This window comes from Microbulbifer maximicatervae (SeqCode) (assembly GCF_052467615.1).
The window spans coordinates 4,781,087-4,800,715 of the sequence record NZ_CP174319.1 but is presented as its reverse complement, the minus strand read 5'-3'; the positions used below and the strand labels follow the sequence as shown (position 1 = coordinate 4,800,715).

At 42.8% G+C, this 19,629-nt stretch carries 20 protein-coding genes; 13 read left to right on the top strand and 7 right to left on the bottom strand.

Going from position 1 to position 19,629, the window contains the following annotated elements; all coding sequences use genetic code 11:
* Nucleotides 1–159: 159 nt before the first annotated feature.
* Both ACJJIM_RS21185 and ACJJIM_RS21180 read right to left on the bottom strand, forming a co-directional pair.
* A complete protein-coding gene (locus ACJJIM_RS21185) occupies nucleotides 160–1,368 on the bottom strand; it encodes an alginate export family protein (protein ID WP_444906677.1) in 1,209 nt (402 codons plus the stop codon).
* 143 nt (nucleotides 1,369–1,511) lie between these two features.
* Nucleotides 1,512–2,822 carry an MFS transporter gene (locus ACJJIM_RS21180; protein ID WP_444911911.1) on the bottom strand — a complete coding sequence of 437 codons (1,311 nt, stop codon included), beginning with the start codon at nucleotides 2,820–2,822 and terminating at the stop codon, nucleotides 1,512–1,514.
* 403 nt (nucleotides 2,823–3,225) lie between these two features.
* Between ACJJIM_RS21180 and ACJJIM_RS21175 the strand changes: the two genes are divergently transcribed.
* From ACJJIM_RS21175 to ACJJIM_RS21160, 4 genes are all read left to right on the top strand, one after another.
* On the top strand, nucleotides 3,226–4,701 hold the full coding sequence (locus tag ACJJIM_RS21175; protein ID WP_020413728.1) for a NarK family nitrate/nitrite MFS transporter: 1,476 nt from the start codon (nucleotides 3,226–3,228) through the stop codon (nucleotides 4,699–4,701).
* Between the two features lie 101 nt (nucleotides 4,702–4,802).
* On the top strand, nucleotides 4,803–6,575 hold the full coding sequence (locus tag ACJJIM_RS21170) for a protein kinase domain-containing protein (protein ID WP_444911910.1): 1,773 nt from the start codon (nucleotides 4,803–4,805) through the stop codon (nucleotides 6,573–6,575).
* Between the two features lie 439 nt (nucleotides 6,576–7,014).
* A complete protein-coding gene (locus ACJJIM_RS21165) occupies nucleotides 7,015–7,518 on the top strand; it encodes a hypothetical protein (protein WP_444911909.1) in 504 nt (167 codons plus the stop codon).
* A gap of 450 nt (nucleotides 7,519–7,968) precedes the next feature.
* Nucleotides 7,969–9,456 (top strand): hypothetical protein, encoded by a 1,488-nt coding sequence (locus ACJJIM_RS21160; RefSeq protein ID WP_444911908.1) that lies wholly within the window; start codon nucleotides 7,969–7,971, stop codon nucleotides 9,454–9,456.
* Nucleotides 9,457–9,535: 79 nt separating this feature from the next.
* Here the strand turns inward: ACJJIM_RS21160 and csrA are convergent, their stop codons facing one another.
* Both csrA and ACJJIM_RS21150 read right to left on the bottom strand, forming a co-directional pair.
* A complete protein-coding gene (csrA, locus tag ACJJIM_RS21155; protein ID WP_444911907.1) occupies nucleotides 9,536–9,724 on the bottom strand; it encodes a carbon storage regulator CsrA in 189 nt (62 codons plus the stop codon).
* A gap of 398 nt (nucleotides 9,725–10,122) precedes the next feature.
* Nucleotides 10,123–10,278, bottom strand: a complete 156-nt coding sequence (locus tag ACJJIM_RS21150) for a hypothetical protein (protein WP_444911906.1) — start codon at nucleotides 10,276–10,278, stop codon at nucleotides 10,123–10,125.
* A gap of 176 nt (nucleotides 10,279–10,454) precedes the next feature.
* Between ACJJIM_RS21150 and ACJJIM_RS21145 the strand changes: the two genes are divergently transcribed.
* Both ACJJIM_RS21145 and ACJJIM_RS21140 read left to right on the top strand, forming a co-directional pair.
* Complete coding sequence (locus tag ACJJIM_RS21145; protein ID WP_444911905.1) at nucleotides 10,455–11,297, top strand: hypothetical protein; 843 nt, start codon at nucleotides 10,455–10,457, stop codon at nucleotides 11,295–11,297.
* 126 nt (nucleotides 11,298–11,423) lie between these two features.
* Nucleotides 11,424–11,882 carry a hypothetical protein gene (locus tag ACJJIM_RS21140; RefSeq protein WP_444911904.1) on the top strand — a complete coding sequence of 153 codons (459 nt, stop codon included), beginning with the start codon at nucleotides 11,424–11,426 and terminating at the stop codon, nucleotides 11,880–11,882.
* Nucleotides 11,883–12,098: 216 nt separating this feature from the next.
* Here ACJJIM_RS21140 and ACJJIM_RS21135 read toward each other — a convergent pair whose 3' ends face one another.
* The 3 genes from ACJJIM_RS21135 to ACJJIM_RS21125 are packed head-to-tail and all read right to left on the bottom strand — an operon-like array spanning nucleotide 12,099 to nucleotide 13,387.
* The gene (locus ACJJIM_RS21135) at nucleotides 12,099–12,674 is read right to left on the bottom strand and encodes a hypothetical protein (RefSeq protein WP_444911903.1); all 576 of its coding nucleotides are present in this window, start codon (nucleotides 12,672–12,674) and stop codon (nucleotides 12,099–12,101) included.
* Entirely contained in the window at nucleotides 12,671–13,102 is a 432-nt protein-coding gene (locus tag ACJJIM_RS21130) for an AHH domain-containing protein (RefSeq protein WP_444913409.1), read from the bottom strand. The genes ACJJIM_RS21135 and ACJJIM_RS21130 overlap by 4 nt, the downstream gene beginning before the upstream one ends.
* Before the next feature lie 51 nt (nucleotides 13,103–13,153).
* The gene (locus ACJJIM_RS21125; RefSeq protein WP_444911902.1) at nucleotides 13,154–13,387 is read right to left on the bottom strand and encodes a hypothetical protein; all 234 of its coding nucleotides are present in this window, start codon (nucleotides 13,385–13,387) and stop codon (nucleotides 13,154–13,156) included.
* A 241-nt stretch (nucleotides 13,388–13,628) separates the two neighbouring features.
* On the opposite strand from ACJJIM_RS21125, the gene ACJJIM_RS21120 reads away from it, so the two are divergent.
* The 7 genes from ACJJIM_RS21120 to ACJJIM_RS21090 all read left to right on the top strand — a co-directional run bounded on the left by ACJJIM_RS21120 (nucleotide 13,629) and on the right by ACJJIM_RS21090 (nucleotide 19,584).
* The gene (locus ACJJIM_RS21120; protein ID WP_444911901.1) at nucleotides 13,629–14,183 is read left to right on the top strand and encodes a hypothetical protein; all 555 of its coding nucleotides are present in this window, start codon (nucleotides 13,629–13,631) and stop codon (nucleotides 14,181–14,183) included.
* Between the two features lie 246 nt (nucleotides 14,184–14,429).
* Nucleotides 14,430–14,954 carry a hypothetical protein gene (locus ACJJIM_RS21115; RefSeq protein ID WP_444911900.1) on the top strand — a complete coding sequence of 175 codons (525 nt, stop codon included), beginning with the start codon at nucleotides 14,430–14,432 and terminating at the stop codon, nucleotides 14,952–14,954.
* Nucleotides 14,955–15,395: 441 nt separating this feature from the next.
* A complete protein-coding gene (locus ACJJIM_RS21110; protein WP_444911899.1) occupies nucleotides 15,396–15,935 on the top strand; it encodes an SF0329 family protein in 540 nt (179 codons plus the stop codon).
* A 526-nt stretch (nucleotides 15,936–16,461) separates the two neighbouring features.
* Nucleotides 16,462–17,154 carry a hypothetical protein gene (locus tag ACJJIM_RS21105; RefSeq protein ID WP_444911898.1) on the top strand — a complete coding sequence of 231 codons (693 nt, stop codon included), beginning with the start codon at nucleotides 16,462–16,464 and terminating at the stop codon, nucleotides 17,152–17,154.
* An 8-nt stretch (nucleotides 17,155–17,162) separates the two neighbouring features.
* On the top strand, nucleotides 17,163–17,579 hold the full coding sequence (locus ACJJIM_RS21100; protein WP_444911897.1) for a hypothetical protein: 417 nt from the start codon (nucleotides 17,163–17,165) through the stop codon (nucleotides 17,577–17,579).
* Nucleotides 17,580–18,065: 486 nt separating this feature from the next.
* Nucleotides 18,066–18,914, top strand: a complete 849-nt coding sequence (locus tag ACJJIM_RS21095; RefSeq protein ID WP_444911896.1) for an EI24 domain-containing protein — start codon at nucleotides 18,066–18,068, stop codon at nucleotides 18,912–18,914.
* A 217-nt stretch (nucleotides 18,915–19,131) separates the two neighbouring features.
* Entirely contained in the window at nucleotides 19,132–19,584 is a 453-nt protein-coding gene (locus tag ACJJIM_RS21090) for a hypothetical protein (protein ID WP_444911895.1), read from the top strand.
* Nucleotides 19,585–19,629: the final 45 nt, after the last annotated feature.

Genomic DNA, 19,629 nt, shown 5'->3' with positions numbered 1-19,629 from the left:
AGGTGGTACTCCCTTGGTGCTCGAACTGATGCTCCTAGGGGAGACATCAAAACGTGGAGCTTCAGTCGATTAAAATTTATAAATTATAAAAACAGGTTCAAGGTGCAGGGAAAACCCCGGCCGAAGCCGGGGGCCTCGCTAAGGAGTTCTTTCAGCCGCTTAGAAATTAGCGGTTACCATGATCCAAAGCTTGTCAGTATCAGTGCTGTACTCATCAGCACGATAAGTTGCGTACTTAACGAGTGCAGAAATGTCGTCGGTGATTTTGTGCCCGTAGCTCAGGTTCCACTCATCACCGTAACTAACGGAGCCCTCGGCCGCTTCAAAATTGTGATAGGTCAAACCCAGCTTGCCACCGGCCACTTTCATAGAACCGCCAACATACAGATCTTCGACACCATCAGCGGGGGTTCCCAGGAATTTATCAGTGAAACCCTGGAACTTGTGCAAGGTTGCCAGCGGGGTTTTAAAACCAACGTCATTGTCGGAACCCAAAACTTCATAACCGAGTTTTGCCGCAACAGGACCCAGATCAGCGCCAAGCTCTGCCAGGTAATAATTAGCACTATAGTCATACTGGTTGTCACCAATATCTGACTGGTGCGCATAACTCAGGTTGGCTTTTACCGGACCAAATTTACCTTTGTAATCTACCCCATAAGTGCGGCTGGCATTATCGGTGAGATCTTCCAGATCCAGATTGTAAACAAAAGCGCTGATTTTATGGTTTTCAGCTACTGGATAAATCGCGTGTAACAGTTGGATATCGCCGCCCATATCGGAACCGGCACTGTCTTCACCGAAAATACGGTTAACGTTGTAGACGTAGCTATAATCCAACTGGAAGCTATCGGCACTTCCGTACTGGTAACGAACACCATCGTAAGTCTGCTCGTTTTGTCTCCAGCCAACACCGCCGACAAATCGCTGCCCGTCCAGGTTAATGCGCTGGCGACCGGCGGTAATTATGGAGTTGTCACCATTGTAGCGAATATAGGCCTGGTTAATTTCAGTTCCTTCTGGATCAACTACAGTCGGGTAGTCAGTTTTACCATTAATGGTGGAGTTGTAGCTGTCATTGCCAACCGCCGTAACATCATCCATTTCCAGGAAGCTGGTAAAGCCACGGTAGCTGCCACTGCGCCAGTTGAGGCGGGTTCTTAAAGTGGATGCAACTGCTTCATCATCAATGCCATCCTGATCAACAGTCTCTACGCGGTAACGCAGATTCAATCCGACTTCACCGGATTTCAACGCATCCACTAGAGTGGCATTTTCACTTTCCTGCGCAGCGGCCTGCAATGCAACAGTGCTGCATGCCCCCAACAGTAAGGCACCGAGAATTTTTGGGAATTTGGAAACGGTCATGACGCTTTTCCTTTGCAACAACGGAGTGAACAGTGACAAATTACAATTTTTCAGACTCGACTGAAACCATATATTTTTTCCTGCTTAATTAATCTTTACTCCCTAGCCTTTACTCAGGCGTAATCCCTTATTGGTAGTGGGCACTACCTATCCGGCAAAGCCTCGGTTTCGCTGGTTTCCTCAAGCAGGAAATTATTTTGCTGTGCGTACTGTAAACGCTGCATATAATTTTCTCTTTGAATCGCCAAATACATAACCAACATACAAATAGCGAGCACACCGTAGAGCAGCATAAAGGCCGCACTGTGGATACCTACTAAGTCCTGAGCGATACCAAAAAGAACAGGCAGGGTAAAACCACCGAGGGCACCAATAGTGGCTACGGTACCGCCAACACTCCCCATATGCGCGGGGAAATTATCGTGCAGCGCTTTGTAAACAGACGCGCGGCCAAATCCCTGGGCGATACCGATAACCAGTAGCAGTAAAGTGAACAGCTCAATACCCACTTCAATATTTAAATGCACATCCCGTTCCACCCCGTGAATAGTCATACTGGTGGGCGGGTAACTGAGGAAGAAAAGACAGACCAGGCAGGTCCAGAAAACACTCCAATTGACGGTGCGCGCACCGTAGCGATCAGCAAACCAACCCCCCAAAGCGCGCAGTGAACTGGAAAGGGCCACAAACAACAGGGTGAGTGCCATGGCTACCGGCGTGCTGACTTGGTACACCGACAGATAGTAATTCGGCAACCACAATAAAAGCGCGAGAAAACTGCCAAAAACAAAGTAATAGTAGAGCCCATAACGCCAAACCCGGATTTGCGTTAGCGGCTTTAAATGGCTGCGCAGATCCGGTTTTCCCCGACTACGCATATAGCGGGTTTCCTCTGGTGCAAAAAATTCGAATAAAACCATCATCAGAATAATCCCGGCCCCATAAGTCGGCCCAATCCACTCGCGACCAAACCAATTTTGAATGGCTGGAGCCAATGCCAAGGTAATTGCGGCTCCGGCATTTCCTGCACCAAAAATGCCCATCGCCGTGCCCTGCCGCCCTCTTTCGAACCACGGGCTGATATAGCGAATCCCCAAAACAAAAGACACCCCGGAAATACCCAGCCACAGCCCCGCCAGCAAGTGAGCCCCGTAGCTATCGATAAAGGGCAACAAAAAGAGCACAGGCAGCAACAACAGCATCTGCAATAAAATCAGCTTTTTCGCAGAAAAATATTCCACCAGTAATCCCACCGGAAAACGCAACAGCGCCCCACTCAAAATCGGCGCAGCCAGTAGAACCCCGTATTCAGTTGCAGACAGATCCAGTTGCCCGCGAATCTCTACCCCCAATACCGCATAAAGCGTCCAAACAGAGAAGTTAGCGGCGAACATGGCCGAGGCAAATATCAGCGCGCGCCCGGCGAGTTGCTGTGTATATTGCACGGCAGGCATCTCCAAAATATTGGCTGTCGAAAATTAATTGCCACCCCGGTTATTCACCGCATTGAGCCCCCGCCCCAGAAAAGTGATCACAGAATTACAGCGGGGGCGAGAAATCTACAGAGGCAAGCTATTGGCAAGATGCACAAAAAATCGGCTAGCGACAATTACTCCCAAAAACCCTTTTTAATCATTATCAATTTCCACCAACTACCCCCACAGGGGTAGAAACGCACTAAAAACCGCCCCTACCCATTCCGAGCTACTAACCCCAAGGGGTTACTCCCTTCCAACTACAAATCGATTTCCCTTCCACTTACCCCTTTTGCGCGCTTTCCCTCTGGCGCTGCTCAAATACTATCGGTCATGACCCTATCCACCTCTAAAAATTTCTGAGAAGCCGGAGAAAATAGTCATGAGTCAATCCAGCGGCCTCAATTTATTTAATTGGGGCGATCCCAAAATAAAGACGCTGCACGTTACTTGGTTTGCGTTTTTCCTGACTTTCGTGGTGTGGTTCTCCCACGCTCCGCTGATGGTCTTTATCAAGGAAGCGTTCGACCTCACCAGCCAGCAAGTAAAAGCCCTGTTAATCCTCAATGTGGCACTCACCATCCCCGCCCGTATCATTATCGGTATGCTGGTGGATAAATTGGGGCCGCGCCTGGTGTACAGCGGACTGCTGATGACCTCATCTTTAATCTGTTTGGGCTTCGCCACCGCAGACAGTTATGAATCCCTGGCCCTGTTCCGCTTCCTGCTGGGATTTGTGGGTGCCGGCTTTGTAATTGGTATCCGCATGGTGGGTGAATGGTTCCCAGCCAAACAAGTTGGCCTGGCAGAAGGTGTTTACGGCGGCTGGGGGAATTTCGGTTCTGCTGCCGGTGCCATGACCCTGCCCACCATCGCCCTGCTGTTCGGCGGTGAAGACGGCTGGCGCTATGCCCTGGGCCTCACCGGCATCATCGCCGGCCTGTACGGCATCATCTACTACCGCGTTGCCCGCAACACTCCTAAAGGTTCCACTTACTTCAAGCCGAAGAAGAGCGGCGGCCTGGAAGTGACCAGCAAGCGGGATTTCTACTTCTACCTGCTGATGAATGTGCCCATGTACCTGGCACTGGCAGCGCTGGCTTACAAACTGTCTCCCAGCGGTGTAGCCCTGCTGAGCCAGAATGCCACCTACGCAATGTGGGGACTGCTGGTAGCACTGTTTGCCTTCCAGACCCGCATGATCTGGAATGTAAACAAAGACCACCTGCGCGAAGGTGTGCCCGAGCTGGAGAAATACAACTTCAAGCAGGTAGCCATCCTCGACCTGGCCTACTTCGTCACCTTCGGCTCAGAGCTGGCCGTGGTTTCTATGCTACCCCTGTTCTTCCTGGAAACCTTTGAAGGATTGAGCCCGGTGAAGGCCGGCCTGCTCGCCTCTGGCTTTGCCTTTATGAACCTGGTGGCTCGCCCAACCGGTGGATACTTCTCTGACAAACTGGGACGCCGCCGCAGCCTGATGTTCCTGATCGGCGGCCTGGCAGTGGGTTACTTTGTGCTGAGCCAGATCAACGGCGGCTGGTGGATTCCCGCTGCGGTAGTTGCCACCATGTGCTGCTCTTTCTTCGTGCAGGCCGGTGAGGGGGCCGTATTCGCCGTCGTACCCCTGGTGAAGCGTCGCATGACCGGGCAGATCGCCGGTATGGCTGGAGCCTACGGCAACGTGGGTGCGGTTACTTTCCTTACCGCCCTGTCTTATGTCAGCTACAGCCAGTTCTTCCTGATTATCTGCGGCGCAGCAGCGGTGATCTTCTTCGCCTGCCTGTTCCTGGAGGAGCCCAAAGGCAATATCGCCGAAGTGCTACCGGATGGCACAGTGCAGCTGATCAGCGTGGAATAATTGGAAAGCAATTATCCAGCAACAAACGCAAAGGAGGGCCAATGGCCCTTCTTTGTTTTTCGCCGTTGGTCTGAGGGGACGAAAAGAGATAGGAGAACGCTGTGAGCGAAACCAATTCCGGGGTGCAAACAGAAACCGAGGCAAACCCCGAAGCCCAGACACCGCGATTGAGCCACGGCCTCTGCACCAGTGCCGGCATCAAACCGCAGAACGAAGACGCAGCAATCTATCACTGGCCAGCCAGCCCGCACTTACAGGAATACCTGGGCGCAGTCGCCGCACTGGCCGATGGAGTCAGCTCCGCCGAAGCCGGTGCCCAAGCCAGCCACACCGCCACCGAGCAGTTTGTGCGGGACTATTACAAGGTGCCGGATACCTGGTCTGTGGCCCACGCCGGACAGAAAATCCTCGCCTCCATTAACAGCAAGCTATACCGCAAGAGCCACGACTTTCCCCAACAGGAAAAGGGCTTCCTCTGCACCTTCTCGGCCCTGATTTTTAAATCCCGCACTGCCCACTATTTCCATATTGGCGACAGCCGTATCTATCACCTGCGCGGTGACAACCTAAAATGCCTCACCCGGGACCACAACATCACCCTGGCCCATCGCCAGCAGATGCTATCCCGCGCGCTGGGCATGGATACCGGCCTGCAAGTGGATTACGGCCAGCTCAGCCTGGCTAAGGACGATGTGCTGCTGATTACCAGCGACGGCGTGCACGACTTTATCAAACAGGATTTGCTGCGCGAGCTGCTGGCAGATACCCAGCTAAGCGAACAGGAAACAGCGGAAACCCTGGTTCGCCTCGCCGAGGAAAACGGCAGCGACGATAACCTCTCCGCATTAGTGGTAAAGGTAAAAGCATTGCCACAAACCACCCTGGACGACTACAGCCGCCAGCTTACCCGCCTGCCCTTCCCACCGGAATTGGAACCGGGCATGGTTTTGGATGGCTACCAGGTGGAACGGGAGCTGTTCTCCTCCCAGCGCAGCCAGCTGTACCTGGTGCGCGACAGTGCCACCGGCGAAACCCTGGTAATGAAAACCCCCTCGGTAAATTACGAAGATGATATCCACTATATCGACCGCTTTATTCAGGAGGAGTGGATAGGCCTGCGTATTCGCAGCCCCCAGGTAGTGCGCCTGCACCGCCAGACCCGCCCGCGCACCGCGCTCTATTACCTGATGGAGTATGTGCAGGGCAGCACCCTGGAGCAGTGGATCACCAATAACCGCTTTCCCAAACCGGCGGAAGCATTTCGTATCCTTAAGGAAATTGCCACCGGACTGCAGGCCTTCCACGATCAAGAAACCATTCACCAGGATTTACGTCCAGCCAATATCATGATCGACGGCGATGGGCGGGTAAAAATTATCGACTTCGGCTCAGTTTACGTAGCTGGCAGTGCCGAGATTTTCCGCCCCCTGGAGCACCCAGAAGCGCTAGGTACCGCCAGCTACTCCGACCCCCACTATATCCTCGGGCACAACAGCGGTATTCGCGGCGATGTCTATGCTTTGGCCACTATTGCCTACGAAATGTTTACTGGCGAGCTGCCCTACGGCGAGGAAATAGAAAACTGCCGCTCCCACGCCGACTTCGAGCGCCTGCGCTACCGCACCGCCAGCCAGTTTAATCCGGTAGTCCCCATCTGGTTCGACCGCGCCCTGGAGCGCGGATGCAGTATCGACCTGGAACAGCGCTATTCCACCCTAACGGAATTTATGCGCGACCTCGCCAATCCCAACCCGGATTACCTAAAGGAAGATCCTACTGAGAAAGGGGATGCCTCTTTGTTTTGGAAGATTCTTTGTGGGATTTGGGTGGCTACTTTATTGGCGGTGGCGGCGTTGTTTTCTTCTAGTGCTTAAGAATATAGTTATTCGGTACGATAGTACCTTTCAGTAAAAATATTGGCCAGAATATCTATAAAGCGCTCTGCTTTAAAAAATAGTTTTGGATAATATCTACCCAAAACAATGCCTTTTTTCTTCTGCACTTTCTTTGACGATTTCTTGTAGTATAACCGTCAAGGACCGAGTGCAGCTTCGTATATTCACAGTAGCCTATGCACTACCTAAATGTTTTTTAATAATTTACGTCTTTGATCAAAAAAAATAAGTATCAAGATATATTGAAGCCGCCATATTTTCGCTAGAGTAATTATGCGCCAGTTCTGGTTAAAATTCTGACAAATTTTTCTAACTAGAGTGGTTTCCTATGCTCAGGATATGTTGGTAAGTAATATGATGCAGCTGCTTTTGAATACGTCATTAAATGCAAGTATAAAAATCAATTAAGGAGTCAAACTTGATTAGTCTTTCTTACGGAGAAAAAAGACTTGATGAATTGCTTGCAAAGCAAAAAACTGGTTCCAGTATGAGCGAAGCTCAAACCAGGTTTCATATAATAGACAAAATATTATTTGATTGTTTAGGCTGGGATAAAGAAAGAGAAGTTGAAGTAGAAAAACATGAAGATAGGAAGTTCACAGATTATGAACTTGGAAAACCTAGGTTAGCAATAGTCGAAGCAAAGCGGGAAGGTAGAGTATTTAATCTTCCTGCAGGAATCAACAGCAATAAGATTACTGACTTGAGATCAATTACAAAAGTCAGCTTAGAAGCTAAAGAGGCGATTGAACAAGCACAGAACTATTGTTCTAGTAGAGGTGTACCTCTAGCAATAGTTACTAATGGACACCAATATGTGATATTCCTGGCATCACGACAAGATGGAGTGTCTGTACTTGAGGGAAACGCAGTTGTCTTTAATGGTTTGGGAGACTTTAAAAGCAATTTTACATTAGCATAGCAACTTATATCCTCTGCAGGAATAAAAGAAAAAAACATCTATAGATATTTATCATCAGGCGGCCTAGGAATTCCTTGCAAGCTATCAACAAGCCTGACTAACTACCCTGCAGTCAGATATCCAAGTGAAATTCAAGCAACACTCCGACAATTATCTGAACTATTCATTCAGGATATAGCTGAAAACGAGGAAATAGAAGAACGTTTTTTTTCAGAATGTTACTGCGATAGTGGTGCATTATCAAAATATGCCTTACTAAGTAAAAAACTGCTAGACGCAAGATATGCATCTCTCTTTAGTGACAAAGAAGTTACTCCTCATATAAAGCCTGTTAAAGAGAAAAAAAATGATAATTTCTCTCCAGATATATTATCGGAGGCAATCTCTAGACGACCAATTGTTCTACTCGGTGATGTAGGGGTAGGCAAGACATCATTTGTTAAAAATTTGATGTACAACAGTGCATTTTCTGAATTCAAGAATGCAATCTATGTATATATTGATCTTGGCTCAACGGCTGCACTTACGACTGATATAAAAAGCTATGTCTTAAATGAAATTGAGGCCCAACTTTTAAATCTGCATAATATTGACATTAGAAATTTTAAATTTATAAAAGGTGTTTATGCTTCAGAAATCTATAGATTTTCTACCGGCATATGGGGTGAGAAAAAAGAGTCAAATCCAGATTTGTATGAGACAAAACTACTAGAATACCTAGACGAACTTACAAAGAACAAAGATGAATATTTGAAGCGCTCAATAACAGCTCACTCAAAATCCACGAAGAAGCAAATTATTATCTCCCTGGATAACGCAGATCAGAGAGATTATGAAATTCAACAAACCGCCTTTATTATTTCACAGGAATTGGCCAAAGAATGGAGTGCCACGGTCTTTATATCTGTTCGCCCTCAGACCTTTTTTAAATCAAAAAGATCAGGGGCTTTATCAGCCTACCCACATAAGATTTTTACTATATCACCCCCTCGAATTGATACCGTAATAGAGAAAAGGCTGAAATTTGCCCTTGATATGGCTGAAGGTAAAATGCCATTAGAAACTCTTGATTATGTAAGAGTCAATGCTGGTAACTTATCTTTATTTATTAAAGCATTACTTTCATCCTTAAAACACAACAACGAACTTTATGAATTCCTGTCCAACATTACTGGGGGGAATATTAGATCTGCAATAGAGTTCGTCAGTGGCTTCATTGGAAGTCCAAATGTTGATGCTGATAAAATCATAAATATAATGGCCACCAAAGGTAAATATTTAATACCACTTCATGAATTCACAAAATCTGCCTTACTTGGTGAGTATTCACACTACAGCCATGACACGTCTATAGCAATGAATATTTACGATGTTACTACTTCAGATAAAAATGAACACTTTTTAGTATCTATCATTATCTCTTTTTTAGATTCTAACAATGATAACCGTGACAACGATGGTTTTTACAGTTCGTCATCATTAGTAGAAAATATTCAAAACCTAGGATTTAATGCAGACCAAATAACATCAGCTTTGAGGAAGGCTACGAATAAGAAATTAATAGAAACATCACAAAGAATAACTTTTGAAGAAGATATAAATGGCACTCTCATTGGTGATATGCCTAACTCGTTCAGGATAACTACAATTGGAGCTTATCACCTAAAAAGGTGGCTAGGGGTATTTACATACTTAGATGCTATGGTTTTCGATACACCGATATTTGATTCATCTATACGGGAAGACTTACAGAACTCTGTTAATTCATTCGCGATTGACAAACGCTACGAAAGAGCAAATCTCTTCAAAGAGTATTTGAAATCATGCTGGGCCAAATTCGACAACAAACCGGATTTTTTTGACTTTGAAGAATGCCTCTCTACAGGTGAAACTTCATTTGAAGGAGTTAAAAAGGCCATTAGCACAGCAACACATTAAATCAAGACACTTAACGAGATACTCCAGGTGACGCCCACGGCGCACCTGGTTTAGACGTTCCATAATCGCTACCAAGTCCTCAACGATTTATCTCCCCCATAGATCGTTCTTTTCGGATACGAATATATATTTCCTCACGGTGAACAGGTAGAGATTTGGGGGCCCGTATTCCTATCCTCACCTGATTTCCCTTAACTTCCAAAATTGTAATCGACACATTGGTTCCAATCCGGAAGTTTTCACCCGTCCGGCGCTTTAAGATCAACATACTTATTTCCTAATGATACGCAAACCATGGATAGACCTTCTCTGATAGAAGGCTGAGAAAGTAACGTTGTGAAGAAATACCGGGTGGTGCGCGGGAACGGTAGGCATAAAAGAAGAAAAGGCGGGCACTACGCTCCCAGAGCTTGGGAAATCGCACCAAGCCGCTGAATGAACTCCACTTTATTGAAGACGAGCAGGTTTCTAGCGTATGATCCATATAGCCATTTTGATAGGTTGCTTATCAATTTGGTTAGCTGGCCCCTGGTGTTGCTGCACCTTGGGTCAGCGCCTTTTACTGTCTCTTACGTCACGCTACCGTTCTCCTGTGAGAAGATGGTTCTTTAGAAAACTCTTAGATGTCTTGATTCTCTCGAATCCCTTTGGACTTTGGTCATCGGCCTACAAAAGGCCACCCAATTCCGGCCAAAATACCAATAAATATCTATCGATTTTACGCAGCTTTGACACTAAAACAAACTGAATAAAATCCAATAAGATCATTTTTGTGCCTATATTTTTAATGGCGATGCCCTTTCCATTAAGTACTTCAGGCATGAATATCCGGTACGTAAGTCCCTTTCTACTCATAAGTAATTTTTCCAACCCGGACGATCCTATTGGTAGATAGTTTTTTCTGGATAGAAAAGCTTCCGATTTTTGGAATCAGTGGACCAAATGATATGATGCGATTTCTTTTGAGTATTCTGATTTACCTTCGGTAGGGTGTAAAAGTGTATAAGTACTTCGGGTTATTAGCGTTAATATTTGTATCTGCCTGCGCTACAAATATACCGGTAGAAAAATTAAGTGGTTTAGAAGCAAGAACACACCTTGATCATGAATACTGGAGCGTCTCACTGCCGGGCAAGTGGAGCTATGAGGATAGTGAGGGTATGATCATCGCCACATCTCCAGAAGGACAATATGCGCTCTATATCACGGTTTATACCGCCTCTGAATCTGCATCCGACATAGCCTGGGGCAACGAGGAGATTAAGCATCTTAAGTCTGGAAAATATTCAAGGCCGGGGTATCTTTTTGACTTTCAAAAAGAGCAGAGTTATGAAAAAAACGGCAATGCTTATTACGAGCTTGATGGCATAGATGTAAAGAATGAAATGAGGCTATATAGCAAAGGAATACATCTGGGCAGTAAATTCTACACAGTATCATTTCATGATTACTATTATACCGACTCTCTAGAATCAGACAGCATATTGAAATTGATTCTTAACTTATTTGAGACAAAAGCAGATGAAATTAAGTGGGAAGGTATAAAAAGCTCAGACCAAGGCAGTACAGCAAGTATAAGTTTTCAGCACAGCAACATTAACTGGCCTCAAATTTCCACCTGGTTGAAAGTAACTTTTGATGATCCCGACCAAAATGGATTTTATGGCCAAATAAACGAGCTATGGATTAACTGTGAAAAAGATATTGGAACGGTAGTTACTACACGCTACTACGATAATCCAGTGTTTGGCATAAGTGACTGGAAAAAGTTAAGGCACCCCAACACACCTGTTGAGCCTAAATTAGTATACGAAATATGCAATTCATACAAAAAGGTTTAAACCAAGCGCATACAAGACTTATAAATGGGGCGCTTCACTACCCTATCACCCTTTCTGCAACAGGCTTCAAATGAATCGGTTGTAGGATATGCATGACGCTCTCGAATCGACCATAGAAGTAATTAAATGAAGAAAATCATCCCCATATCTGAACAGCAGGCAAAGGCAAGGTTAGCAGAACTTAAGGAAGCAAAGATATCTCATGCCTGGATAGGGCATGGAAGTGCGATCTTTTTAGAATTGGGAGAACTCACACCACCGAAACGAGAGAATAACCCTTCCGGTGAACAAACAATAATGATCGAATGGTCATGGAGACTAGAAGACAAGCGATCAATAGTACTGGGGAGTTGGAGTGATCAGACTGAAATTGACCAGCTTCCAGAATTATTAGTCGGGAGAAAGATAGAAACGATTAAACTCTTTGGCCGAATACCCGAGTTAGAAATATCCTTGAGCAAAGACCTTTGGTTACTGACATTTATGACAGATAAGAAGTATCCTGAGTGGTCAATTAGGTTTAGAAATGGGCAATGGCTGGACTATAATAATGGTTCGTTTAACATTGAAATCACAAAAACTTAATAAAAGTATGAAGCCAAATTTTTAGCTCCAAAAACTAGTATTCACTAACACTTATTTAGCACTCTTCTATTCTAATAGAAACACTTTCGGGATAAAGCGTTAATTATAAGACTTCCCACATTTAGGAGACACCCTGTATCTAAAGATATTATGGGGCTTCTTACTAGCCCCAATAGGTTATATTGCTATAAAAGAGCAACATCGTTATAACCCAAACTAGAATGCTGCTATGAGATTCTCCGAGAAGTTCAACCCTTTCAGCTCAGCCTCTTCTACAAAAGTCTTGAAGCGATCTCCACAATAGAGATTCGCACAGCGGTCAAATCGAGTCTTGAAAATTAAATTTGAAGCAACATCTTCATCGATGAAGCCGATGTTTTTAATTCCCATCCAAAGATCATCTTGAATATCAGCCTCACTTACGGACTTGTCGGCGGAAACCGCATTCAAGCAGTTAAAGATTACATAGGGCTCACCATCCAGGGTAATAGGCAGGAACTCCCCATACGGCGCAAGCTCTTTAGAAAGCACGGAGTGGGCTTTGGATGAGAGCACCAAGTGTGCCCCATTCCAAGTAGTGATATCAGGTTTAACGCTCTGATCTAAACCTTCTACCTGGATAAAAGCCCCTCCATGATCCTCCCAAATATCCTTGATAGACTTATTGTCCCAAGGATAATTCTTAAAGGCTTTCATACCGCCCATACGTTTACCCACGGTGAACATTAGCTTCTTGAGGTCAATACTGAGATTCAAAAAGTCTTCGTGGTTAAAACTGATCCTATAAGTCATTGCCCATTCCAATTCTTATCAGAAGGCGCTGTCACCTTCTCCGGTTGAGTACCATTCTTCAGGTGTGTACGAATAATGGTCAACTTAGCGCGTATTTCAGATTCACTATTAAGGTTATTGATTTGGCCGTAAACCCAACGTTCATAATTGTGCGTGTGGATCTTACTATGAGGAGTTGCTTTAGGAATTGCCCAATGACCGTTCTGCTCGCTTGAGCGCGGCATCCACACACCGTTATCAGGATCATTTATCCTAACATCGTGCATGAAAAGTGTCAGTCGGACATCGGCGGTAGCAGGTAGCTTGCCTTTCCCTTCAACAATATGGTGAGCTGTGTACTCTTTACTAGGCTTGGCCCTACCAACTAGACGTAGGTTTGTTTCAAGAACTTCAGTAGGGTGGTGCCTCTCCTGCTCATAGGCTTCTATACGCTCTTCGTCGTCCTCTATGCCCCGAAACTCATCTCGCTACTGCTGAAGCTAACTCTGAACCGAAACCATTGTCATGATGGTTCGACGTTCATGCTTTAATTGTTCCATTTCCACCTTGAGACCTGCCAAGCGCTCCTTCCGCTGCTCTTCGGTTTCACCCGCCACTTTCAGCTTACGATAGTGGTGGTTCTTACATCGATTCTCATATTGTTGAATGCAAAGGTCTAGTGGGGAGAGCTCCCAAACATGGGGAGTCACACGTCTACCGTGGTCGTATTCCATCAGTCTTCTCGGTAAGGTGGTTTTAACTATGGCTAAACTGTCGATGGACACGACAAGTGAGTCCAGGGACTTAATAGCTTAGTAAGCTCGATATGAGAGCCAATTATCAAAAATATCATTATTAGAATAGTGTGAAACTAGAAGTATCAGATATGTATAGAATTCGGTCAAAAAAAATCAGGCTGATTCTTGCACGCTTGTACCGCATAGATAATACACTTTCAAAATGGAGTCCTTAATTATGAGTTATTTAGTAGATAGTGATTTTGAAAAATATTATTCACTTACACTAGATGTCTCAGATCTTGCAGAGAAAATGCCATCCTATAGTCAGCGATTTCGTGCAAAACCGAGGCTAGATAAATGGGTAGCTCCCAAAGCGTATTTCTACGCTAGTGATAATTACACAGGTAAAGAAGAATCTATACCAGACATTACTACATGGGCTTTAGGAAATATAGTTCTAAGCCCTAGAGCATTTTCATCCCTAAAAGATATTCTAAATTCATCTGGTGAGTTCTTACCACTTCTAATTGGTGATGAAACATATTATATGTTTAATACACTATATGTGATTCCAGAAGAGTATGTTGACTCAACTAATGCTGTTGAAGTGGTGAACTCAGGAGTTCACATGGGGCAAGATTCTGTTAAGTTCATTGACTCAGAATTAGAGGGGCACTGTATATTTAAATCTTATACAAATAAACTGACTTTTAGTTTTGTAACTGAAGAATTTAAAACTGCATATGAGGCGAATTCTTTTACAGGTCTGAAATTTCAAGAAGTAAGTTAGCACACAGATTTGAGAGCAATCTAGTACACTCATAGATTGCTCGATTATACAAATATCTTCCAAGTATGGAAACATTACTGGACAACCATAGATCAGTAAATGCTTAGCTACATGAATACCTCTTATATTTGGTACTTGTTATCTAGTATGACAATCAATATCGCACTATTCAGGCAGCTTTTAAACTCTTGATATTTGCCAGTAAGTGATATGATATGCTTAGTTTGAATACTCTGTGAGCTTCAAATGAAAAAGCGTAAGAAATTACTTTGGTTCAGCCTTTTTGCCGTCTCTTTAATTGGAGTCGGATTTATACTTGGTATGTTTGGCAGTGCCCTAAAGCCTCCAGCAAATGCTGGTGAACTATCTCCTAGTATAGATATAGCTGATCTAGAGCCGGGTGAAATACTTACTCAGGATGTAAATTATGAGGGGGGTGGCAAGTGGGGCTATAGATACATAATTTATAAAAACTATGAATCCGAAATCACAGTTTTTAGTGTTCCCCTCAGAGAAGGCATGGTAAATATGCCAGATATAAAGTGGTGGAGGTGGGGCACAGAATGCAGGAATTTTGGGCCGACCATGAAAAACGGTAAGGTAGTCCCACAAAGCCAGTTCAGATGTCATGACCAAGAATTAAATACGTGGTTAGCTAAAGAAAATGTCTGGGATCTTGATGGAAATAACCTCGGCAAATATACAGAGGACATGGAAAGAGCAAAATTTTCAATAAAAGGTTTTGACTTAATACTTCATAGGTTTTATTAGAAAATAAATCAACCTCTACCCCTGCTGTCATAGAGCTTTTTAATGTCTGACCCGCTTCATCATGTGAGAAGAAATTTTAAAACTAAAATGGGATATACGGAGAATCTGATGTAATCTTTGATCCTCATAAGATTAAGGACTAAGGATAGTTACTAATTTAAGTGTTAGTGGTATCCAAAAATATAAGGCTCCGAAGTCGAGGGCTTCATGAACATTGCCAATGATGCCTAAGGAGGGGCACGAGAGACGAGTTCCCTTATGGCCACCTTACTTCTGAAGGTGGAGGTGCTGGTGATCCGACTGGCGAGGCGTGGGGTGAAGACGATTTACCAAGGCTATACCCTACTTTGTATAATAAGTATTTTTAACTTTGAATATTGTTTACAGCAAAAATAAATACAGTGAACTAATAGAATTATGTGTAATTAGGAATACCCCCCAATGAAATGGAGCAAGCTGAAATCTCTAGTTGAAGAAAAATTTTCTCCATCCCTGGATGGCCGTATCTCTATCAATAGTACCAGTTATGGAAACTGTTCGTGTGGACATGCCTGGTTGACTCTTGATAAAGAGGTCATAGCAAACTTCTGTACAAGGGCCTTTTGGAATAGAGCGAGTGGTGATTACTATAGAAAAGATAATCGCTGGGTTACTGATTCCGATGTGCCTGAGCATGTAAGTGAAAAGCAGAAACTATCCTATGGTGAGATGGAATATGGAGAGTTATCTCGGCAGGATGCCTATCAAGCCTGCTGGGAATTCGTTCATACCCACAAAATTGATGAAGCTCTAAACTCCGAGAACCCATTGATTCAGTCCCTAGCCACACTGGATAAGCGTTTAGGTAAGCGCAGACTCAAGGAGATTGATACAGCAAGTTTACATCCATTTGCAAAGAAATTATTGAGCATAAGATTGGAGTCTGAAGGTATTAAAGCCCCAGCAATCACAGAACAAACCTCTTCAACGCAACACCCGTAGATTATTTAATTATCTAAGCATCCAGCAAGCCATCAAGATAATATTACAAGGTTGAGATAGCAGGGATGTTTACTCCAACACTTAACACCAGGCATACCCGGTACGATAGTCCACTTTTCAGAAATGTAGCTCCAAATATAGATAACGCGCTCTGATTTAACATAAAACTTTGGGCGAAGATTATCTATCACACCCCATTTTTTTATTTCTTATACTCGGTGTAATGCTATGTTATTTCTTGCGTTAGTAGCATCAAGGTCCAAAGGCTTCCAAGTGCATACCTACTATACACCGTACTAACTTTCTGATTCTTAATGATTTATGTCTGTGATTGATAAATATCAAAAATAGAAGATGTGAAATAGCTCCGTTTTTAGAGCGATATTATCAGCCAAAAATACACTATAACAAACTCAGCGGTACAGGATCTCTATTTTCACTTCCTTGACCCTAATTGGCTATTGTCATCTAATCAAATCGTTCTCGATAAGGAAATTCCACAATAATAACAACTGGGAAGTTAGGTATGACAAAGACATTTTCACAGCATGCTGTAGACAAGATTAATTCCATTATGAATGATCACAGCAATCATGTTGGTAGCCAGCTTAAAATAGGTAACCCCACAAAATATAAAAATCATATTTCTAGCGATTGTATAACAATGGCAATTTGGGTTCTTAAATATAGTTTTGAGAAACTTGGAAATCTTAATTCCAGCAAGCGAGTGGGTGGACTTGGAGAAAAAGGTACCGAGTTAGCAAAATACTTGATTAATACTCATAATTGGAAAGGAGTATATTATAATCCTGATATTAACCACCCAAGCGATGGTCTGGGTGAACATATTGCAAGCTACTACAACCAGGTAAAGAAAAGCTGTACTTATAGTGTCAGTCGTGTGCCTATAAGCAATACTCTTATTAACTATAATCCGAGTAAAAATAAAGTAACTACCTACTTGAATCTAACAAAGAAAAAAGACGCAGATTACAACACGTTTGCAAATATTCCATTTGGACTGGGAATGTCAAGTGGCGGTAGGCATGTATGGCTTTATTCAAAAGAGTTTGTGTACGAATCACACTGGGAAAAAGAAGCTGGCGATGGATTATACACTAAGACACAATTAAAAATGTTTCCCTGGCTCTCAGGAATTATTGTTGTACCGCCAGACACGCACAACCTTTTAACTATTACTTCCACCAACTGTAAGTAATTATATTTATGCTAAAACCTATAAAGATTCTACTACTACTTTTAATGACATTGTCATCCTTCACTTGTGCCAGCACGGAAACGGATGATGTTAAACTGGACAAGGCTCAAGTTGATGTTGTTTTACGAGAGTGGAACAAAAAAGGATTCGGCGATAAGATCGAAACAACTACATTAACGATAATAACAGCTCCAGATTACAAGGGTGATATCGTTATTTTACGTGAAAATGAGCCAAAACGCGGTTTCACCGCGGAAGTTTACAAACCAAAGCCAAATGCACTGAATCCTGAGCTATGGGAATTTGTATCTGGTGATATTGAAAAATCCATAGTGAAACAACCTAATGGAAAATTTCATTTATCCGAGATGGTTGATAAAGGGGTAAGAATAGAAGTTATCGAGCTTGATAAGGAGGAGCAATAACTATTTTAGTTCGAGTGGCAGTGCAATAGCTTTATCTAATACTTAAGGTCATCCCTATTTAAGGGGATGACTCTCATCACGAATAGATTGACCACGAAAGACTATAAAGTGTTAATTTATTGATTCTCACAAAAATTAGCACTTAATTCATATAGTATGTCTAGTTCCTCTATTGTCATCGCCAAAGATCGCCACGACGTCCCACATCCAGATTAACTTATACGATAACTTGCTGGCACTTATTTATTACAACCTTTTTTCAAGTCGAGTTAATTAGTCTAGTATTGATTATTTGCAATACATTCATCAAACAACTTGGTACTAGTATTAGCTAACGTGGTAATCAATATAAATCTGACCAAGACAGTTCCCATTCTTGAGATGTATTTATAGGTGATATGATAAAGATTCCTTAGAATACAGCTCTAGGACAATAAACTACAGAATACTGGCTAATACTTCAGCTCTAAGTTAAAAGGATATTGTATGGGTGATGTGATAAATGCTCCAAAGGAGAGCAGCAGTAATTCACATGATGAGTTAGATAAGAGAAATAGACTATCTAAATATGTTGTAGGAACAAAAGATAAAACAGACTATACGATAACTGAAATCTATGCTCGCGAAGAAGAATTTATTATTTTCGGTTCGGAAGGAACTTCTGGGTTTCATCATTTCAAAATAACTTTGGATACTATTGACGAATGCGACGATATGTTAACTAACAATTTTCAGCGCACAAAAGATAAGTTCAAAGAATTAATATTATATCTAGATAAAGTCGATGCGGACGCATCATATAAAAGGCGCGCATCAAGCGCCATTCTTACAGCCATTAAAGGGAATATAGCTGAGGCAGAATTCCTTTTCGAAAAAATAGAATCTGATGCACGGAAAGAATATAGAGGGCCTGGATTGTTTTACTATCTTCTTGGCCCATTTATCATAACTTTTACTTTATTTATTTTAGCTCTGTCAGTTTACTTATTTCAACCACGAGTAATATCAAGTATTGATCCAGAACTACCAACAATTATATACGCTATTGCGTTCGCATGCTTTGGAGGATTAGCTTCAATTGTCGAGCATATTTATAGAATTTCTACAAAATATAATTTTGGAAATTGGATATATGCTGTCTGCGGGGCTAGCCGTCTGATATTTTCAATACTTGCAGGAGTAGTAGCATATATACTGTTTTCTTACACTCTATCTTTTTTCATGCCTCAAGCAGAAAATATTCCTATATTTTTGTTGTTAGTACTGAGCTATTTTTTAGGCTCAAAAGAAAATTTAATCCCAAGTCCGCTTAGAAGATCTATGAAAAAAATATAGATTCATATAAAAAGCAATGGATAAATTATTAACAATAGAGTTATCATTTACTCAATGCGAAATCACCAACATATTGACTATAAAAATCAATGGTAGAGGAAAAATAAGTATTTTAAGGCATGATGAATTTGAATAATAGCAAATCTAGCTAATGTCAGCACATTGCTGCTAGCTAGCCATTATTTTTAATACAAAACTTAATTAGGAAACTTTAAAAATGAATAGATATGTAATAATTGGTCTTATGAGTTTATTATTCTCAATGACGAAAAGTGTGCACGCCAAAGAGGTAATTTTAGAACCAGAATCATGGTCTTTTCCTGAAGTTATTGAACATGCTAGAAAAATAAACACAAATAATATCGAAGGTAAATCTTTCAATCAGTTTGGTTTAGTATACACACCTGAGGAAGTTTCCACTCTGAAATTATCTGCTTTGGCAGCAAAAGAGCTTCAAAAATATGCAGATATTGTTACCCACGCATATCCTGATGCAGTGGCAAAACATCTGCCTTCTCAATGTAGCGTATTGCCTTTAGATAAGATAAATGAAACAGCTGTAGCTGGTATTGCATATGTTTCTATCAATGCCATTCAAGCAAATACTAGAGACAAAGCAGCCAAATGTTTAGCTGAACTCCAAAGTAGACTTGCAGAGATAGGCAGATAAAATATTCAACCTCCATCTAAAGGTAATTTCGTTCGAGCTACTGAC

Coding starts and splice junctions, on each gene's coding strand:
- ACJJIM_RS21115 (WP_444911900.1), top strand. CDS start 14,430: ATGAAAAAGCGTAAGAAATTACTTTGGTTCAGCCTTTTTGCCGTCTCT.
- ACJJIM_RS21160 (WP_444911908.1), top strand. CDS start 7,969: ATGTACAACAGTGCATTTTCTGAATTCAAGAATGCAATCTATGTATAT.
- ACJJIM_RS21150 (WP_444911906.1), bottom strand. CDS start 10,278: ATGCCTGAAGTACTTAATGGAAAGGGCATCGCCATTAAAAATATAGGC.
- ACJJIM_RS21120 (WP_444911901.1), top strand. CDS start 13,629: ATGAGTTATTTAGTAGATAGTGATTTTGAAAAATATTATTCACTTACA.
- ACJJIM_RS21135 (WP_444911903.1), bottom strand. CDS start 12,674: ATGACTTATAGGATCAGTTTTAACCACGAAGACTTTTTGAATCTCAGT.
- ACJJIM_RS21185 (WP_444906677.1), bottom strand. CDS start 1,368: ATGACCGTTTCCAAATTCCCAAAAATTCTCGGTGCCTTACTGTTGGGG.
- ACJJIM_RS21095 (WP_444911896.1), top strand. CDS start 18,066: ATGGGTGATGTGATAAATGCTCCAAAGGAGAGCAGCAGTAATTCACAT.
- ACJJIM_RS21140 (WP_444911904.1), top strand. CDS start 11,424: ATGAAGAAAATCATCCCCATATCTGAACAGCAGGCAAAGGCAAGGTTA.
- ACJJIM_RS21100 (WP_444911897.1), top strand. CDS start 17,163: ATGCTAAAACCTATAAAGATTCTACTACTACTTTTAATGACATTGTCA.
- ACJJIM_RS21125 (WP_444911902.1), bottom strand. CDS start 13,387: ATGGAATACGACCACGGTAGACGTGTGACTCCCCATGTTTGGGAGCTC.
- ACJJIM_RS21180 (WP_444911911.1), bottom strand. CDS start 2,822: ATGCCTGCCGTGCAATATACACAGCAACTCGCCGGGCGCGCGCTGATA.
- ACJJIM_RS21175 (WP_020413728.1), top strand. CDS start 3,226: ATGAGTCAATCCAGCGGCCTCAATTTATTTAATTGGGGCGATCCCAAA.
- ACJJIM_RS21110 (WP_444911899.1), top strand. CDS start 15,396: ATGAAATGGAGCAAGCTGAAATCTCTAGTTGAAGAAAAATTTTCTCCA.
- ACJJIM_RS21105 (WP_444911898.1), top strand. CDS start 16,462: ATGACAAAGACATTTTCACAGCATGCTGTAGACAAGATTAATTCCATT.
- ACJJIM_RS21090 (WP_444911895.1), top strand. CDS start 19,132: ATGAATAGATATGTAATAATTGGTCTTATGAGTTTATTATTCTCAATG.
- csrA (WP_444911907.1), bottom strand. CDS start 9,724: ATGTTGATCTTAAAGCGCCGGACGGGTGAAAACTTCCGGATTGGAACC.